Annotated in this window: 13 protein-coding genes; 6 read left to right on the forward strand and 7 right to left on the reverse strand. The window is 38.9% G+C overall.

Going from position 1 to position 15993, the window contains the following annotated elements; translation table 11 throughout:
- Positions 1 to 570: 570 nt before the first annotated feature.
- The 4 genes from BC008_RS16710 (at position 571) to BC008_RS16725 (ending at position 3096) form a co-directional block, all read left to right on the forward strand.
- On the forward strand, positions 571 to 984 hold the full coding sequence (locus BC008_RS16710) for a hypothetical protein (protein WP_027845602.1): 414 nt from the start codon (positions 571 to 573) through the stop codon (positions 982 to 984).
- Between the two features lie 370 nt (positions 985 to 1354).
- A complete protein-coding gene (locus tag BC008_RS16715) occupies positions 1355 to 1543 on the forward strand; it encodes a hypothetical protein (RefSeq protein WP_058183699.1) in 189 nt (62 codons plus the stop codon).
- A gap of 114 nt (positions 1544 to 1657) precedes the next feature.
- Complete coding sequence (locus BC008_RS16720; protein WP_058183700.1) at positions 1658 to 2176, forward strand: GNAT family N-acetyltransferase; 519 nt, start codon at positions 1658 to 1660, stop codon at positions 2174 to 2176.
- A gap of 161 nt (positions 2177 to 2337) precedes the next feature.
- Positions 2338 to 3096 (forward strand): HEAT repeat domain-containing protein, encoded by a 759-nt coding sequence (locus tag BC008_RS16725; protein ID WP_027845600.1) that lies wholly within the window; start codon positions 2338 to 2340, stop codon positions 3094 to 3096.
- Positions 3097 to 3461: 365 nt separating this feature from the next.
- On the opposite strand, the gene secA is transcribed toward BC008_RS16725, so the two are convergent.
- On the reverse strand, positions 3462 to 6260 hold the full coding sequence (gene secA / locus BC008_RS16730) for a preprotein translocase subunit SecA (RefSeq protein WP_027845599.1): 2799 nt from the start codon (positions 6258 to 6260) through the stop codon (positions 3462 to 3464).
- Positions 6261 to 6768: 508 nt separating this feature from the next.
- Positions 6769 to 7308, reverse strand: a complete 540-nt coding sequence (locus BC008_RS16735) for a cytochrome c (protein ID WP_058183701.1) — start codon at positions 7306 to 7308, stop codon at positions 6769 to 6771.
- 347 nt (positions 7309 to 7655) lie between these two features.
- On the opposite strand from BC008_RS16735, the gene BC008_RS16740 reads away from it, so the two are divergent.
- Positions 7656 to 7928, forward strand: coding sequence for a DUF3303 domain-containing protein (locus tag BC008_RS16740; RefSeq protein WP_027845598.1), 273 nt, complete (start codon positions 7656 to 7658; stop codon positions 7926 to 7928).
- Between the two features lie 80 nt (positions 7929 to 8008).
- Here BC008_RS16740 and BC008_RS16745 read toward each other — a convergent pair whose 3' ends face one another.
- The 4 genes from BC008_RS16745 to surE all read right to left on the reverse strand — a co-directional run bounded on the left by BC008_RS16745 (position 8009) and on the right by surE (position 12504).
- Complete coding sequence (locus BC008_RS16745) at positions 8009 to 8917, reverse strand: AAA family ATPase (protein WP_027840142.1); 909 nt, start codon at positions 8915 to 8917, stop codon at positions 8009 to 8011.
- 142 nt (positions 8918 to 9059) lie between these two features.
- Complete coding sequence (locus tag BC008_RS16750; RefSeq protein ID WP_027840143.1) at positions 9060 to 10151, reverse strand: bifunctional riboflavin kinase/FAD synthetase; 1092 nt, start codon at positions 10149 to 10151, stop codon at positions 9060 to 9062.
- 416 nt (positions 10152 to 10567) lie between these two features.
- On the reverse strand, positions 10568 to 11422 hold the full coding sequence (locus tag BC008_RS16760; protein WP_027840145.1) for an MBL fold metallo-hydrolase: 855 nt from the start codon (positions 11420 to 11422) through the stop codon (positions 10568 to 10570).
- Positions 11423 to 11700: 278 nt separating this feature from the next.
- A complete protein-coding gene (gene surE, locus BC008_RS16765) occupies positions 11701 to 12504 on the reverse strand; it encodes a 5'/3'-nucleotidase SurE (RefSeq protein WP_027840146.1) in 804 nt (267 codons plus the stop codon).
- Positions 12505 to 12870: 366 nt separating this feature from the next.
- On the opposite strand from surE, the gene pheS reads away from it, so the two are divergent.
- Entirely contained in the window at positions 12871 to 13872 is a 1002-nt protein-coding gene (gene pheS, locus BC008_RS16770; protein ID WP_027840147.1) for a phenylalanine--tRNA ligase subunit alpha, read from the forward strand.
- A 52-nt stretch (positions 13873 to 13924) separates the two neighbouring features.
- On the opposite strand, the gene BC008_RS16775 is transcribed toward pheS, so the two are convergent.
- On the reverse strand, positions 13925 to 15382 hold the full coding sequence (locus tag BC008_RS16775) for a RecQ family ATP-dependent DNA helicase (RefSeq protein ID WP_027840148.1): 1458 nt from the start codon (positions 15380 to 15382) through the stop codon (positions 13925 to 13927).
- Positions 15383 to 15993: the final 611 nt, after the last annotated feature.

The raw sequence follows: 15993 nt of genomic DNA on the forward strand, positions 1-15993 counted from the left end.
TGCTATCGAGATTTAAGTCGACACAACAAAAAAGTACAGATGACCTGTACTATTTGTCAATATTGCGTTCGATACACATGAAGGATATTTAGCACACTACAACTGACAAGCGACTTGGGCTAATATGCCTTAGTATTCAAAAAAACTAGGATAATGTTTACTTTTATGAAAATTTTAAGATTAATACAAACCAAGTAATTTTTTCTGTTTAAAGCAAAGTTGACAGAATTAAAAAACCCCATTATGTAACTTGGAATTAACCATAAATATTATTATTCCATCCAAGACTGTATAAGTTCTAATAAAAAATGGATGTAAGTTGGTGAGTTATGTTGCTATAGCATTTGTAGAAAAATAAAGTATATCTAATATTCTCCTCTGTTGCTTTTTCTTAAAACTGGAGATTGTTTAGATTGAACAATTAGGAACTATCTTTTGTTCCGAAATTAATTCACTCATTCCAATAGTAAATCGAACATAATTAAATTGGTATTCATGTCTATTTTATTTATTTGTAAGGAGTTCTATAAAAGTCACAAGAGCAGAATTTAATAATAAGTAAAATTATTTATGGTTAAGAAAACTACTACTTTTATTTCCACTGTTATCCTTTCATTTACCGGTGTTTTATTAGGATATGTCCTCTCTCAGTTGATTTTAGGATACATGCAACTGAATTTGGTTACTTCTTTAGGAACATTCAGCCTAATTGTGATTTTTGGGACGATTTATTATCTTTTATTTTGGGAAATGAAGCAGGGTAAATCGTTGAAATTACAGCAAGAGAGAGGAATTGAAAGAGAAAAGCCCATGCGTGACAGTCATTACAGAACCAGACTGATTGAGATGTTAGATGGTGACGTTGAAGAAGCAGAACGTCGATTCAATCAAGTCAAACAAGAATATGACCCCGACATGCCGGAAAATTTTTATTGGGAAAAAGCTTTATCTCACTTCAAACGCGAACAAGCCGGTTGGGATTAGGTTGGGGATTGGGGATTAGGGACTGGCGACTAGGGACTGGCGACTGGGTATTGGTGACTGGAAAAATAATAAGTGATAAGTAATAAGTAATAAGTAATAAGTAATAAGTAATAAGTAATGAGTTAATAATCCCTAATCTCTAATCCCTATATGGCTAACGCCACGCAATACCTATAGCTGCGCTACCTTGCGGATCCGGTACGCTTACGCTAGGCGCTAACGTTAATCCCCAATCCCCATTGCCGCTTGCGGCGGCGGCACGCAGTGCTTATGGCTAATGCCACGCTTCCGCTAACGCAATCCCTAATCCCTCTTTTAACAAAACTTTAGGTATCATGTTACGGTAGGGTATCTTAGTTTTTAAATTCATATGTCTATATTTCGTCAGTACATTGCTCCCTTACTAGTAGTGCTGATATTTGTTTTCGCTCTGGTTGCAGTTAGTGCTCGAATCTTCTTACCTTCAGATATGGCTGCACCAGCACCTATTGAAACTGACGGAGAAATTGGATTTTTCTTGCAGGAACAATCTCTTGCTTTTTATGCTCCTAAGCTGTAAACAAACTAACTGCAAACAATAGCGAAGTAAATTAACATTTAAATTTATCACTAGTTATTGGTCATCAGTCAGTGGATAAATGACAAATGACAGATGAAATATAACAAATGATAGATGACAAAACAAATTTTATCTGGGTACCAAATTCGTTCTGGTTCCACCTTGGATCGAGCGCTGTTGGTTAAGTTTATGCGGCTAACTTATCAAGATATGTTTCCCCAGCAAGACTTTTCTCATCTAGTGCAAACAGTCGAACAGTATTTATCGCCACAAACACCTTTATGGTGGGTTGATTTTATTGGAGAAACGGGAAATAACACAAATAGAAAAGAGTACTCCTCCATTTCTTTGTCTTCTCCAGTAGGATGTTTATGGATTGGAAATGCTGTCGATCAAGTTTCCGGAAATCGTCATGCTCATATCTTTTTGGTTTATGTTGCGCCCCAACATCGTCGACGTGGTATAGGTACTGCTTTAATGGAACACGCCCAAAACTGGGCAAGAGAACGGGGCGATCGCCAAATTGGCTTACAGGTTTTCCCGGCAAATACAGCAGCATTAAATCTTTATCATCATTTGGGCTATCAAACTCAGTCACTGTGGATGATAAAATCTTTGCATATTGAAGATTAAATTGATAGAAAATTTAAGTTGATAAAAACTTTATTTATCCTGCTACAGGATAATAGTTATACAGTTGCTACTGAGTAACACATACAATAAAGCTATTATCCGTACAGGATTTTATGTTGTTTTGGGGATGTTTTAAAATCATCTCAATTTACCATTGAAATATGTATGACGAAAAAGAGTTAAGTTTATTAGAAGCAGAAGCAGAATTCGAAAGTCCACTGGATAATATGGAGCCACTGACTGAAGAGTCAGAAGTACCCAAGCCAGATCCGGAGGAAATGCTCCCACTATTGGAACATCCCCAACCCCAACAAAGGATGTTGGCAGCACGTGCTTTTTGTGACATTGTAGATGTACGGGCAATGCCACTTTTAATTAAGCTATTAACAGATACCTGTCCTTTAGTGAGGGTTAGTGCGGCTTATGCGATCGGACGCAATCCAAGTCCAGAAGTTGTAGAACCATTAATAGAACGACTCAATAATGACTTCAACGGTTATGTTCGTAAAGGTGTAGTGTGGGCTTTAGGTAATTGTCGAGATCCACGCTGTCTTACTTCTCTTACAGATGCTTTAAAAACTGATATTCCAGCAGTACGTTTGTGGGCTGGTAGCGCTTTAGCACAGATGTCAGATGTTGGCTATGAAGCTGTTGTGGGCTCAATGCCGGCTTTAATTGAAACTTTAGTTAAAGATCCTGTGGCTGCGGTCAGAAGTAACTGTGCTTGGGCAATCGGACAATTGTGTCGCCAACTTCCATCTAATGTTGTTTATGCAACAGCGATTGATGCTTTGATCGAAGCTTTTGCTGAAGATACGGATTTGGGAGTACGCGAAGATGCAAAGTCAGCCATCCTGGGAGTGGGGGATACTCGCGGCTTACAAATGATTGAAACTTTAGAGCAGGAAGGTTGGTTTTGATTCAGTTAATGCGCTGTCGCGCACGCTATAGCTGCGCTACCTACGAATCCGCTAACAGTTTATGGCTAATGCCACGCCCTTACGGGCTACAGTTAACAGTTAGTTACCAGTTAACATTTTATGACTAACTTTACGCTCTTATGGGTAAAGTTAACAGTTAAAAGTTATTGATTTTTTTAGGGAGGTTTGGTTTGTTAACAGGATTTATAAAATATATTTTCTGATATATTTTTGCGCCCCAATATAACTTACCCAACAACCATAAAATTCTACCTATTCCTGTTACCTTTCATCTGAAAACTGCAGCCCGTAAGGGCATGGCRTTAGCCATAAACTGAAAACTGATAACTGTTAACTGTTAACTGTTAAACCACTCCCGATCCCGAAGATACTTCTACTGTCTGCTGAGGTTGGGGTTGGAACATAAATAATGAGTAAACCACATCGCGACGGATGTTGGTCATCATATCCAAGAACAGTTCGTAACCCTCACTCTTGTATTCAATTAGCGGATCTTTTTGCCCGTAACCCCGTAGACCTACGGATTCGCGTAAAGCATCCATTTGCTGTAGGTGTTCCCGCCACAAAGTATCAATCCGCTGCAAAATAAAGAAACGTTCGGCTTGACGCATTAATCCCGCCTGGAATTGATCTATCTGAGCTTCCTTCATGTCGTAGGCGATGCGTACCTGTTCATGTAAGAAGGCTTTAATCTCAGCCATTGACATATCTTCCAACTGAACTGGTTTTAGGTCTTCTAATAAATAAACAAATTCTTTGACCTTATCAACCAATTTATCTAATTCCCATTCTTCTGAAGGTAACTCTGGATTGACATAATAATTGACGATGTCATCCATCGTTTTTTCAGCATATAAAATAATCTTTTCTTTGAGGTCTTCACCTTCCAAAGCACGACGACGTTCGGCATAAATTGCACGACGCTGATTATTCATTACTTCGTCATACTCAAATACTTGCTTACGAATATCGTAGTAGTAAGTTTCTACTTTCTTTTGAGCATTTTCCAAGCTGCCCGTTAACATCTTAGATTCAATGGGCATATCTTCTTCCACATTGAACATGTCCATCAGTCTGGCTACGCGATCGCCACCAAAAATCCGCATCAAGTTATCTTCCAAACTGAGGAAGAATCTTGTAGAACCAGGGTCACCTTGTCTTCCTGCGCGTCCCCTAAGCTGGTTATCTACCCGGCGAGATTCGTGACGTTCCGTACCGATTACATGTAATCCACCCAGACTTATTACTCGATCATGTTCTGCATGGGTAAAGTTCTCATACTCTCCTTTCACAGCTTGATAAGCATCCCGCAACTTCTGAATTACAGGATCTTGTGTTGGTGCTTTTTCCGCAGCAACAGCAACTTTTTCTTCTGCTTCTAATTCTGGTAAAGAACGTTCGCCATATTCCCGAACCGCTGCTTCTACCGCATCTTTGAGGATTTTTTCAGTCTCTTTGGTTAGCTCCACGGGAAAGACCTGTGGCGAAGCCTTCCAAGTTTTGACTTTACGACCGGGAACAAATCCTTCTCCACTGCTATTTGCACTTGGTAAACCCGATGCTGTATGGACACCAAAACTGTCTTCATTATCTGGCTGAACAATTCGGGGCATAAAATATTCCCGTACCTTCAAACGAGCCATATATTCTGAGTTACCACCCAGGATAATATCAGTTCCTCTACCTGCCATGTTTGTGGCAATGGTAACAGAACCACTACGCCCTGCTTGAGCTACAATTTCTGCTTCCCGTTCCACGTTTTCCGGTCTAGCATTCAATAACTCGTGGTGAATTTCCAATTCCTTCAATAATTCGCTGAGATACTCAGATTTTTCTACACTGGTGGTTCCCACGAGTACAGGTCTACCAGTTTCATGCATTTCGGCACATTCTTTCGCTACAGATCGCCACTTACCAACCTCAGTCTTAAAGACCATGTCAGCCATATCTTTACGATTTCGCGGTCTGTTAGTAGGAATTACAGTTACTTCCAGTTTGTAGATTTTTTCAAATTCAGCTTCTTCTGTTTTTGCAGTTCCTGTCATTCCACCCAATTTGTCATAAAGCAAGAACAAATTTTGGTAGGTAATAGAAGCCAAAGTTTGGGTTTCAGGCTGAATATCTACATGTTCTTTTGCTTCAATAGCTTGGTGTAAACCATCACTCCATCTCCTTCCTGGTAAGACCCTACCAGTAAATTCGTCCACAATTACCACTTCCCCATTGCGGACAATATAATTTACGTCTTTAACAAATAGCTCTTTTGCTTTAATCGCATTAAATACAAAATGCGCCCAGGGGTCTTCTGGATCGAATAAATCTTTAACTTCTAAAAGTTCTTCCGCTTTTGCAAAACCCTCATCCGTCAGTAATACATTACGAGCTTTTTCATCAACGTCATAATGTTCATCTTTGTCTAAGGACACAGCAATTTCTGAAGCTTTAAGATACTTTTCTGTTGGACGTTCTACCTGACCTGAAATAATGAGTGGAGTCCGCGCTTCGTCAATCAGAATTGAGTCTACTTCGTCAATTACGCAGTAATGAAGTGGACGCTGCACAACATCCTTCATTTCCGTTGCCATGTTGTCGCGCAGGTAGTCGAAACCGACTTCACTATTAGTTACGTAAGTAATATCACAGCTATAGTTTTTCTGACGTTCCTGTGGCGTCATACTTGACTGAATCAACCCCACACTCAACCCCAAGAAACGATGTACCTGCCCCATCCATTCAGCATCGCGTCGAGCCAAATAGTCATTCACGGTAATTACATGGACACCCTTACCTGTCAAAGCATTCAAGTAGCTAGGTAAGGTTGCAACTAGTGTTTTACCCTCACCCGTTTTCATTTCCGCAATCTGTCCACTGTGCAGAATGATACCGCCCAATATCTGTACGTCAAAATGTCGCAAACCTAGAACTCTTCGCCCAGCTTCTCGAACCACAGCGAATGCTTCTGGCAAAATATCATCCAGAGTTTCTCCTGCTGCCAAACGCTGCTTAAATTCTGGCGTTTTGCCCTTAAGTTCTTCATCCGATAGGGCTTTTATATCTTCTTCTGCAAGATTAACATCTGTGACAGATGGTTGATATCTTTTTAGTTTACGAGCATTAGGGTCGCCGAACAGATTTTTTAGCATGACAGGTTTTTGAACAAAAATATAGGGTGATCGAATTTAAAGGCAAGGTTTGCGATAGAGTAACTTGACGCGACAGCGCCACGTGTAAATTATTTACTTTATTTCACCTAAACATGCCTGTTTAGTTTACCAACGGTATTCACAAAATGGTATTTAAATGAAGATTAACTTTGCAGTGGCATAGAAATAAGCTAATTAGCTTACTTTCACAGTCTGTTTTAATTAATAAATTATATTTTAAACATAATTAATAGTATCATTTCAGCCCCTGTAAAAGCAGCGAACTCCGACCATCAAAGGTAGCGTTTCCCGTCACCAGCTTTTTAAAGCTATGGGTCCAACTAAGTGCTTGGGCGATAAAGTTTATGGTTAATGCCACCTTATCTGAATGCTGGCTAAGGGACAAGTTTATCGCTGATTATTTGAAAGTTGATGATTTGAAATTTAACAGCTCAATGGTTAATAAAAAATAAAGATAGAAGTATGAGATATAGAAGAAAATCTCCACCTATTCCTTTGGGTTATCCCATTCGGAGGATAGACGACGAAAATTGTATTTACTTGCACCGGGGTGACAAGCAACACAACTACCAATTTTTACAGGACGTGGTAATTTTACTTGGGGATGTAAAGCCTTGAAATAACGAGAAGAATTGACGCGATAGGGTGTTCTTTCATCTTTTTTTTGGGGACGGGAAAAGGTAGAAATATATCTCCATACCAAAATACGTCCTGGATCTACCAATGGTTTGAGAGTTGCGCCATAATGTTGGGAATCTTGCAAAAGATTTTTCCAAGTTTGGCTGGGCAAAACAGCAGGTGGCAGGGCAATGTGACAAGTAGAACAATTTTCTAAGTATAGTTCCTGACCTATTTGGTATTTTGCGGGAACGACATCAACAGTACCAATTTCTGCAGTAAGAACTGCACTGTAAGCATTACTAGCAAAAGCTAAAAGCCATCCCATTCCTAAACTCCAGACTAGGACTACCAAAAATAATCCTATGGACTTGCGCCTTACCTTTCGGCGAGATTTACGCTTCAACATCTACAATACTCCTCACACTCATTTCTTTTGGAAATTATTATTCCATTGATTAACGGTTGATTATTATAAGTCTGGATTTCAACCTACTTTTGTTTCCTGAATTTCAATATGAATATATCCTGTAAGTAAATATTCGGGTGTATTGTTGTATATTTGTAACTCATACCTTTGGACAATAAATGGGTTACATATTTTGCTAAATTTGCTTTTAATTAGCCCTAAACTTCAAAATATCCTTAAAACTTTATGTTAACAGGCAACTTCCTCTACAGTAGGGTGTGTTATAGCGCAAAAAAACTCAGATCCTAATATCATGAGCTTATATCTTTTTTAAGACCTTCTTTAATATGCTATTCATGGTAATCGAGCGATTTAAGGATGGTAAAACCAAAGAAATATACCGCCGATTTCAAGAAAAAGGGCGGATGATGCCAAAAGGCTTAAAATATCTCGATAGTTGGGTTGAAGTGAACTTAAATCGTTGTTTCCAACTAATGGAATGTGACGATCTGTGTCTATTGCAGGAATGGATATTACAATGGCAAGACCTAGCTGAATTCGAAATAATTCCTATCGTCTCCTCAAAAGAAACAGCAGCAATTGTTAGTAAAATGCTCTAATTCCAAGCTATTACCAATTACCAATTACCAATTACCCATTACCAATTACCCATTACCAATTACCAATTACCCATTAACTCTTACGGAATCGGAACCGATCGCAACAAACGCTTTATAACAGTTCTAGCGCTGCGCCCGTTATTTGGTATTAGACGATGACACAGAACGTGGGGAGCAAGATATTTGACATCATCGGGAATGGCGTAATCGCGATCGCATAGAAAAGCTAAGGCTTGGGTTGCTTTTTGCAAAGCGACAGTACCGCGAGGACTGATACCAAGGGTAATTTCCTCGTCATACCTGGTAGTTCTAACTAGGTCGAGAATGTATTGCTGTAATATTGTTTCAACTTTGACTTGAGCGCATATTCGACGTAACTCCTGTACTTCTTCTGGAGTAATGCAAGGCTGTAAATTATTGACTTTGAATCCACCTTGAAGATTTTGCAGCATTTGTAATTCTTCTGCTGCTGAAGGATAACCCAAACTTAATGAAATCATAAATCTGTCCATCTGGGCTTCTGGTAGAGGAAAAGTTCCTTGATATTCAACTGGGTTTTGTGTCGCGATAACAAAGAAAGGTTGGGAAACTGCACGAGAAACGCCATCGACTGTTACCTGATGTTCTTCCATAACCTCTAATAAAGCCGATTGGGTACGAGGTGTAGCGCGGTTAATTTCGTCAGCAAGCAAGACATTAGCAAATACCGGTCCATGGAGAAAATTAAATTCACCACTTTTAGGATTCCAAATATTTGTACCGGTAATGTCAGTCGGTAATAGATCTGGAGTACATTGTAAGCGCTGAAAATTGCCATCAATAGAACGCGCTAAAGATTTCGCTAGCAATGTTTTACCAACTCCAGGAACATCTTCCAATAAAGCATGACCACCAGAAAGCAAAGCTACTAGTATTAGGCGAATAGCATCATTTTTGCCAACAATGGTCAAAGCTAGATTTTGTTTGAGGGCGTCAATTTTCTCTCTCATGCAGTATGTAGCGACTAGGGATTAGGGATTAGTGGTTAGGGATTAGAAATTAGAGATTAGGAATTAGGGATTTAAGTATCCCAATCGCCAGTCCCCAGTCGCCAATCTCCTATAACCATTCCCTAGTATTCCCACTGAAACCTCACAATTCACTACCAAAGAAAATTTTTGCGTTGACGCAGTCTTGTTGTATTTGATTTTTTAGGGCTTCAAGACCAGAAAATTTTTGTTCGGGACGTAAAAATTTCTCCAGTCTAACTCTAAGTGTTCGCTCGTACAGATCGCCAGCCCAGTCTAACAAATGTACTTCTAAGGATAGATTTGCACCATTTACAGTTGGGCGACTACCAATATTCATTACGCCCAAGCAATGAAATTCGTACTTGTTTGATATGTCGTTCAGAATTGAAACGCGGACAGCATAAACTCCTTTGCGCGGCAAAAATTTATCTTTAGGTATTTGTAGGTTAGCTGTGGGGAAACCAATGGTTCTACCTATTTGCTCACCGGTAACAACTTTACCAACTAGGGCGTAAGGACGACCCAGTAGTTCATTGGCTCGTTCCATGTCTCCTGTTGCTAATACTTCTCGAATAAGGGAAGTACTTATACGTTCTTTTCTATTCGAGTCATCCATTTGAGTATATTCCTGAGTTTCCAGAGAAACAATATTCACAGGAATGTTATACCTTGCAGCAATTCGCTGTAAGTCTTGAACTGTACCCCTACGCTGGGAACCAAAACGAAAATCCTCGCCCACGCTGATGCGAGCAGCTTGCAGTTGTTCCACTAAAATCCTTTGCACAAAATCTTCAGGACTCAAGGTACACAAAATTTTGTCGAAAGGTAACATCACTAACTGCTCCACACCAAGCGATCGCAGTTCTTCAATTTTTTCTTCCATAGGGGTTAACCAAGCTCTAGGTTTACCCGTAAAATATTCTTGGGGGTGAGGATTAAATGTTACTACTGTAGAGTAAGTATGAGAAGAAGAAAGGCTTGAATTAGAAGTGAAAGAGCCTTCACCAGATATGTCACTAATTTCCTTTTCTCTTCCACTCTGCCATTCTCCCCTTATTTTGTTCTGGGAAGTCGGTAATATTGGTTCTATCACCCGTTTGTGACCGCGATGAACGCCGTCAAATTTGCCAAGGGCAAGGCATGTTGGTGTTAGCGCCAATTCAGTCGAAGAAGTAACCCACACAGAACACCCATTTTGAGACAAATTTAGCACGTGGATACAAAGATTTTAGATTTGTTCGAGAACTATTTAGAAGCTTCTAGAGTGAAAACTTCCTTTCACTTTAGTTTTGCTCTTCCAATTAACCCTTTTACTGGATCCAAACAAAAAGAGGTGAATCACTAAAACAATGCATGGCAGGGCAAACCAACATCCTGTGTTGGATAAACTCCTCGGTCATATATTGGCATTTATGTTTGAATCAGCGCCCATAGATTTGTTTTGGATTAGTTTTTCAGTTATTGAAGGGGTTAATGTTAAAGCCCTCAATCACCAATCTAATCTAAAATTTCTAATATCTCCGAATGCAAATTCTACTATTTTTGACTTACTAACGGGAAATTTTTTTTGATAAAGAGGTTAAGAATAGACTGCAAAACAGAACATAGATAACTAAAGATGTTAGTTATTTAGGATACACAAACTTGAAGTTCCATACCTTCTTTGGCCATTATTGCTCCAGAAAATTTTTCTTTTACTTCTTCCCCAACTTTATCTAGAAAATCATCATCATGGGCTGGATCGTGATGGAAAATCAGTAATTGTTTCACATTCGCAGCTTTTGCAACTTTCACTGCTTCTTGCCAAGTTGAATGTCCCCAACCTATTTTCGGTGAATTTTCACAGTAATATTCTTCATCAGTATAAGTGGAATCATAAATGAGGATATCGGCATCACGTGCCAACCACAAAACATTTTCATCTAAACGGTCGGGAAAATGTTCGGTATCGGTAATATAAACCGCTGTACCACCTTTCCAATTAACTCTATACCCAATAGCTTCCCCTGGATGGTTAAGTGGTGCTGTTTGTACCGTAACATCATCTATTTTGATTTCTTCTCCAGCTTTAATATCCCGAAAATATAAATTCGCCTGCATTATCTGCAAAGGTACTGGAAAATTGGGATGAAGCATTTGATCGTTAAGGCGCTGCTCTATTGTTGAACCATCAGGTGCGATTGCGCCATATATATGAAAAGTATTTCCTTTGACAAAACCTGGGGTGAAAAAGGGAAATCCCTGCATGTGATCCCAATGGGAATGGGTAAAGAAAATATGAGCTTCTGCAGGCATTTCAGGTAGTAATGACTTCCCCAAAACATGTAGTCCCGTACCACAATCAAATACCAAGCGTTTTCCTCCGACTCGCATTTCAACGCAAGAAGTATTACCGCCATAACGGACTGTATGTGGACCTGGACACGGTATGCTGCCGCGAACGCCCCAAAAATGTACAATAAATTGATTTTCAATTCTAGACATAAGTATTGCTTGCTGTGTTAAGCAAGCTATAAATACAAAATTGTTACTTTTTATGTGTTAAGTTGATGGTGTCCAGTTGCAAGTGAAACAAGAAAGCGTTGGTTGACAATCCAAATTTCTTAATTCGTGCAATTTTTGCTAAAAACATTTTTAGGACTCCGAAACGTACAAGTTTTTTCTGCAGCTTCGGTTAAGAAATATTTTTTTCATTGGATCTAATTTATAACTTAAATTTTTTCTCGGTGCATTTAACGTAATTTTTGCTAACAAAGAAAGACTTAAAATATACTAGAAAACATATCGTTTTTAAGTAATCTCTCTAAACCACTCCCGTAAGTGAGATTGTATTGCAAAGGGGTGACACTGATATATTTTTTAGCGATTACGCGAACATCTATTGGTGCATTTTTCGGTAGTCCTAAAATTTCTGGTGGTTCCAAATCTTCTTGGACTTCACCTGTTAGCCAGTAATAATTTTTACCTCTGGGGTCTACTCGACGCTCAAAAACATCGACATAGCGTCTTATTCCTTGACGGGTAAAGGTAACTCCAGCTATTTCTTCAGCTGGGATTGGGGGAATATTAATATTGAGTAACATCAATTCTGATAAAGGCTTTTCTCCTAATTGACTAACTAATTTTTTGGCAAAATCAGCCGCGGGCTGAAACTCACGACAAGTATAACTAGCAAGACTAAACGCCAATCCAGGAATTCCTTCAATGACCCCTTCCATCGCTGCAGAAACTGTACCAGAATAAAGAACTTCTGTTCCAACATTGGCTCCTTGATTAATGCCGGAAAGTACTAAATCTGGAGGAGAATCTAGCAGAGCCCAAAGTGCCAATTTAACGCAATCAGATGGGGTTCCATCACAAGCCCAAGCACGAACGCTGGGATGGAATACCGATTCAACGATTTCGGCACGAATTGGTTGATGTAGAGTTAGTCCGTGTCCTGTTGCCGAACGCTCTCTGTCTGGGCAGACAACTGTAACATCATGACCAGCTTCAGCTAAAGTATTTGCTAAGACACGAATGCCCAGAGCATAGATTCCATCATCATTGCTGATTAATAACTTCATTTGCAAATAATTATAAATTGATATTTGATGTTCATTAGCCAAGAGTTATTGTCAGTTGTTATTGCTTATCCTCACAAGTACTTGTACAAAAAATATTTTGAAAATATATTTTGGAGATTAGCGTTAGCATAGCGTGACGTCTTAATAAAGTGATCGGTAAGCACAGATATATAAGTGTTTACAGAGGCAAATGGGAAGATAAATTATATTAGTTCCCGAACCCTAGTTAAAATAGGTGGCATCTCTTCCATTATTTTTGATACGGATTAGGTATATTACTAATGTGACCTTGTTGGTAGATCATTAATTTTGGACTAAAAGTTCGAAAGTAATAATTATTAATTAATTTGTATTGAAGTTGAACCCATGACGAATCAGCCCAGCAGCTTAGAGGCTCAATTATTAACACTGCGACAAGAAGGAGAAAGTGCGATCGCAGCCAGTGACAATCTCGAACGCCTAGAGGAACTACGGGTCAGCTACCTGGGTAAAAAAGGACAGCTGGGTTTACTGTTGCGGACAATGGGCAAATTAAGTGCTGAGGAAAGACCGAAAGTTGGGGCAGTTGCCAATACAGTAAAAGAAGCAATCCAAACAGCCTTAGAAAAGCAACGTGAATCTTTGGAAGCAGCAAAAATTCAAGCACAATTGGAAGCTGAGACTATAGATGTTACCATGCCGGGAATTTATCGTCCCCAAGGTCGGATTCATCCCCTCAATGGCATAATTGACCGAGCCCTAGATATTTTTGTTGGTTTGGGTTACACAGTAGCTTCTGGACCAGAGATGGAAACAGATTACTACAATTTTGAAGCACTTAATACCCCGCTAGACCATCCCGCCCGCGATATGCAAGATACGTTTTATCTTCCAGATGGGAATTTACTGCGAACCCATACTTCATCGGTACAAATCAGATTCATGGAAGCTGAGGAACCACCGATTCGTATCATTGCTCCCGGGCGAGTTTATCGTCGTGACAATGTAGATTCTACCCATGCTGCAGTATTTCACCAACTGGAACTTTTAGCAGTAGATGAAGGGCTAACATTTACCGATCTTAAAGGTACAATCAAAGAGTTTTTGCAACAGATGTTTGGCGAATTACCTATTCGCTTCCGTGCTAGCTATTTCCCATTCACCGAACCTTCAGCCGAAGTAGATTTACAGTGGAATGGGCGCTGGCTAGAAGTGATGGGTTGCGGAATGGTCGATCCAAATGTACTTAAAGCCGTAGGTTACGATCCGGAAGTTTACACTGGTTTTGCAGCAGGATTTGGTGTAGAACGCTTTGCAATGGTACTACACCAACTAGATGATATTCGTCGCGTTTATACCAGCGACTTACGGTTTTTAAGGCAGTTTTAGGGGTTGGGGACTTGCGGCGGCGGCACGCAGTGCTATCCCCAATCCCCAATCCCTACCTCTGACAATTATCACAATGTCCGCAGCGTAAATTTTGTGCTTGCTCGTTAAAGCCAAAAGCATTTAGCAAGAATTTCCAGCGACATTGCTTTGTCATCAAATATTGATTAGTTTGCCCGATCGCATTTAATTGGGTAGATAAGCCAGAAGAATTACACTTTTTTATACGATATTTAAATGGGTCGAGCCACTCTAACTTACCCATGCTGTGCATTAGTGATAGAACTACTTCACCCTCGGTAAATTTCTCAGCGACAGCATTTACTTCTCCCATAACTGGTATTTTTTTAATCAATTTCTGGGCTGATAATAATTGCGATCGCATTTTTTCGCTAAAAAACTTTTGTCTTTGTTTGTCCTCCGGATCTAACCATCCTGTGGGTTCGCTAATTAAAGTTAATGCTCGAGCAGGTTTTCCATCCCTACCCGCTCTTCCTATTTCTTGCACGTATTCGGAAAGCAATAACGGTGCGTGGTAATGAGCAACCCAACGCACGTCAGGTTTATTTATACCCATACCAAAAGCAGAAGTACAGACAACAAAAGGTATTGTCCCATTCAACCATTTTGCTTCAATATTGCGACGTTCCTCTGCATCTAGTCCACCATGGTAACTAGCGGTTATGTAACCTTTATTTTGCAGCCACGTAGATAATTCTTCGCTGTCTCGCCTTGTGCGGACATAAACTAAGCCCGCTTGTTGAGAATTTCCTTGAACAAATTCTTTGATAAAACTTAATAACTGTTGTTGTCTGGATCGTGGAGTCCAAGCAATGGAAACTTTTGGATGAAGGTTAGGGCGATAGGGATTGAGGCGATAAATTTGTGGTTTTTGTAATTGTAAAACTTGTTGGATAACTTTTTGTGCTTCTAAATCAGCTGTTGCTGTAAATGCCGCTAAACTTATCTTTGTTCCTGGTGGTTTGGATTTTTGTAATGTTTTTCGCACTGCTCCCAAACGACGGTAAGCGGGACGAAAAGTATCTCCCCACTGTACGAGACAATGGGCTTCATCCAAAATTAAAGCGTTAATTTTTAATTGGGGATGACACAGTTTTTCCCATACCTTAGGACTAAGTAAAGTCTCTGGAGATAAATACAATAATCTCAAATTTTGTTGTTCTAATGCTTGCAAAGTTTTTCGTCTTTGCCAAGGGGGTAATTCACTGTGTAAAAGGGCTACTGGTAATTTTTTTTGTTGTAGTTCAGCCACTTGATTTTCCATTAGAGCAACCAATGGCGAAACAACTAAAGTTAACCCTGTTTGTAATAATGCTGGAAGTTGAAAACAAATTGATTTTCCCCCGCCTGTAGGCATTATAATCAATGCATCTTTATGGGCTAATAAATTATGAATGATTTCACCTTGGGGAAAGCGGAAATCTTCGTAACCCCAAATACTTTTAAAGCTTGCACGAATTTGACACCAAGATGGGATTTCAAGTTGATTCATAAATTATAATGGGTTGGTAGATACACCCCTCTCATTGCACCTTTTTATTTGACGATACTTGAAATATAGCGTTACTTTTCATAGCTATGGTTCAGTGATTTCATCCATCTTTTCTGGTTTTTCTCTACAGATACTTATATGTAATTATATGTATAGAATTAATGTCGATTATATATTCTTTTTATATAAAAAGTAGCTAATAATGATTATTTTGTTGACATATTTAATAAGTATTTTATTTACTAAAAAACTTACTTTAGTGAATAAAATAAAATATTTAATAGATTATATTTGGTTTTAAAAATTATTTACATGTTTTTTTAAGTTATTGAATTAGTATTATATTTATTTTTTTATAGTGAAAATGCCAAATAATCTACTAATTACTGTTGACAACAATGAAGTTTTATAATTAAGCATCGATTATGAGTTTTTTAACTTTAAATATTAATATTTAAAAAATGTTTAGAAAAATACTCGAAAAATCTATCTAAAATTATTTATATTTAGGCGTTTATCAAGAAAAACATAAATCTGAATCCTGACTTATGATCCCGCAAATTCTATGATTCGCAATAACTAGGTCAATAAGCAGATTACAATATATTCAG

Origin of the sequence: Mastigocoleus testarum BC008 (genome assembly GCF_001456025.1) — a bacterium.
Lineage (GTDB): Bacteria > Cyanobacteriota > Cyanobacteriia > Cyanobacteriales > Nostocaceae > Mastigocoleus > Mastigocoleus testarum.

Excerpts from the sequence above, each read along its gene's own strand:
- BC008_RS16710 (WP_027845602.1), top strand. The coding sequence starts at position 571 with ATGGTTAAGAAAACTACTACTTTTATTTCCACTGTTATCCTTTCATTT.
- BC008_RS16715 (WP_058183699.1), top strand. The coding sequence starts at position 1,355 with ATGTCTATATTTCGTCAGTACATTGCTCCCTTACTAGTAGTGCTGATA.
- BC008_RS16720 (WP_058183700.1), top strand. The coding sequence starts at position 1,658 with ATGACAAAACAAATTTTATCTGGGTACCAAATTCGTTCTGGTTCCACC.
- BC008_RS16725 (WP_027845600.1), top strand. The coding sequence starts at position 2,338 with ATGTATGACGAAAAAGAGTTAAGTTTATTAGAAGCAGAAGCAGAATTC.
- secA (WP_027845599.1), bottom strand. The coding sequence starts at position 6,260 with ATGCTAAAAAATCTGTTCGGCGACCCTAATGCTCGTAAACTAAAAAGA.
- BC008_RS16735 (WP_058183701.1), bottom strand. The coding sequence starts at position 7,308 with ATGTTGAAGCGTAAATCTCGCCGAAAGGTAAGGCGCAAGTCCATAGGA.
- BC008_RS16740 (WP_027845598.1), top strand. The coding sequence starts at position 7,656 with ATGCTATTCATGGTAATCGAGCGATTTAAGGATGGTAAAACCAAAGAA.
- BC008_RS16745 (WP_027840142.1), bottom strand. The coding sequence starts at position 8,917 with ATGAGAGAGAAAATTGACGCCCTCAAACAAAATCTAGCTTTGACCATT.
- BC008_RS16760 (WP_027840145.1), bottom strand. The coding sequence starts at position 11,422 with ATGTCTAGAATTGAAAATCAATTTATTGTACATTTTTGGGGCGTTCGC.
- surE (WP_027840146.1), bottom strand. The coding sequence starts at position 12,504 with ATGAAGTTATTAATCAGCAATGATGATGGAATCTATGCTCTGGGCATT.
- pheS (WP_027840147.1), top strand. The coding sequence starts at position 12,871 with ATGACGAATCAGCCCAGCAGCTTAGAGGCTCAATTATTAACACTGCGA.
- BC008_RS16775 (WP_027840148.1), bottom strand. The coding sequence starts at position 15,382 with ATGAATCAACTTGAAATCCCATCTTGGTGTCAAATTCGTGCAAGCTTT.